We start from the raw sequence: 2,579 nt of genomic DNA, 5'->3' as shown, positions 1-2,579 counted from the left end.
TTACTGCCATTAAGGACTCCTTTTTAATGTGTTTCTTGAGGTTTGGGTATCTTTAAAATACGCGATTTTACCATAAAAATACAAAAAATGTTTTTAAAAATTCTAGCAAATGTAAAAATAGAGGTTAAATTTAGAGATATTTAAAGTTAATGTTAAAATTCGTTTTCTAGAATTTAATATCAAAACAATCATAAATTCAAAAATTGTAAGAAATGGATCAAATTTAACAAAGTTCTTAAACTGTTACGGTATATTGGTAGCCGCCTAAAGGATACGGCAGGACTTTTACTAACGCCAAAACTTTAAGCCTTTAGTCTAGTAGCGATTTGCAGCAAAACCATACGCGGTTTAAAGATAAACGAATTTAGACGGATTATGGATTGCTTTTGATTTTACGGGCGGATTTAAAGAAGCTTGCGGGACGTTAAATTTAGTCCCGCAGGTTAGTAAAGGAGCGATTTTGCTCCTTTAAATTTAGATTACGCGTTGGTTATCTCTAGGAGATTTGAGTTTAGATTTGCGCTAAAGTAGTCAAAGTGCGCTAGACCCGCAAGCTTGACTAGGTTATCGGCTCCGCTTAGAGCCGTATTGTTGCCGTCGTCATCCCTTACTAGATACGTCTCGTTACCGTAAGAAAACGCCCAGATTTTATTAGCCACGTTAGCGCCGCTACTTGTTAAAACCTTATTTATCGCATCTTTTAGGGTGGCTTCGCTATCTAGGTTAGTGGCGGTATATTTTTCAAAAGCCGTAGCCGTTCCTAAATTTATCTTATCACCCCTAGCTATATCCGTGATGGTTACGTATTTACTAGCGCTAGCGTCTGTTTTGGCAGCTCCCAAGATAAATTTATCGTTACCGGCTCCGCCGCTGATTTCGAATTTCTTATTCTCTCTTAGAGCGCTTTGTAGGCGTATCTCGTCGTTGCCTGCGCCTAGCTCTACCCTCACGTTGTTTTCTTGGGTTTTTTGAAAATCCACGAGATCGTTTCCTGCACCGGTCTTTATGTTCTTTATTTTAGTAGACGAACCCGTAGAAACCACGTCTATATAGGTTCTAGTGGTATTAGAGCCTATGATAGACTCCAGCGCCTCATTTGCCGCTTGGACGTGAGCTTGACCTATAGTATTATGGTAGGCGCTATAATCTATACTTTTTAGAGCCGTCATATTGCCGGTCTCTATAGTTAGCGTTGCATAATTAGCCAGAGAGATTCCTCCGTAATGTACGGGATTATATGCGACTGCTACGCTATCCGGATTTGTTACGCCGCCTTTTACGGTCAATGTTTCCGTTATACTATTAGCGCCCGTGTTAGAGTTTATGATACCCCTCACGTTCGTTAAATTTGCCGTAAAGTCCTTCTCCGATGCTAACGTAGGATTAAGCTTAATAAGAAAAGTATTTAGAGAATCAGCTCCGTAAGTTTTTATATTCGCTTCACTCTTTACAAATACGTTTACTACAGGCGGCGTAGGTGTTGAAGTATCCGTATCCGTAAGAGGAGCGGTCGCATTCGACGCGTCTATGTTCACAGTTTTGCCGGTTATATTACCCAAGAATACTACCTTATCTAGGTTATTATTTGTTCCTGTTTTTATAGTTAAGTCTTTTTCAGCAGTTACCGCGCCCAAGGTGAGATTTTTTAGGTTATTTGCATTAAAAGCCACATTTACGCCGGATATGTTACCGAAAGTAGCCGCTGCTTCGCTTCCGTTGCCCTTGACGTCGATATTTATTTTACCGAAATTTTTAACTCCCGAGGTTAAATACTCCTCTGCCACTACGTCACCGACGGTCAAGGTTTTTTGTCCTTCAAATTTCAAGGTAGCATTTTTCATATTAGATGAAATGCGGCCCGTAGTTACGGCGCTACCGTCTATATCCGTAGTCATGGAGATATTTACGTCTCCTCTGGTAGCGGCAGTATTTCCGCCGGCATTTATAGCCCCGATCGTAACAGTCTTTTGATTCGTCGTAGTTATGTTGATATCTTTTGCATTAGCTATCAAAGATCCATATGATAGTACGGCATCCCTCACCCCGTTAGCCGCGCTTGCATTTATGTTTATGCCGTTAGTAGCTCCTGTTATACCCATTACGAAAGTAATCGTACTGCCGGCTACGGTAGCCGTGGTATTGATATTTGCGGCACCTCCTACTTGAGTAGCGTTTGTCGTGTCGCCTATCTTTAACGTTTTATATCCGCTAGCGGTTACGTTTAGGTCGCCGCTAGCTTTTAAAAGATTTCTCACATACAGCTCGCCGTCAGTTACGTTTGTCTCGGAGGTATGTTTTATAGTGACGTTTCTACCTATAGTATAGGCGTTAATATTGGCTCCATAGTTAGCTCTTGAACCTTGCTGCGTAAAGTGCGTAGTTAAATTTACGTCCCCCACGGCATTAATTGAAGCAACGTCTAACGTCTTTTGTCCGGTAGCGTTTATAGTTGCATTATTTACTTTATATACATTTGCGGGAACGGTATCGTGATAACCTATAAAACCGTAAGAAACACTAGCATCCTCTTTATCCGTAGTAGAGGTTAGGCTCACGTTTCTAGTAGTGATTATCTTACC

General features: G+C 40.9%; 1 protein-coding gene. It reads right to left on the bottom strand.

Annotation, left to right across the window (positions count from 1 at the left end; translation table 11 throughout):
* Positions 1–479 precede the first annotated feature (479 nt).
* On the bottom strand, positions 480–2,579 hold a 2,100-nt coding region (locus tag RYL88_RS12670), incomplete at its 5' end, for a hypothetical protein (RefSeq protein WP_314991791.1).

Source organism: uncultured Campylobacter sp., from assembly GCF_963517995.1.
Taxonomy (GTDB): domain Bacteria; phylum Campylobacterota; class Campylobacteria; order Campylobacterales; family Campylobacteraceae; genus Campylobacter_A.
The sequence above is the reverse complement of the archived record's forward strand: the minus strand, read 5'-3'. Positions and strand labels throughout refer to the sequence as shown.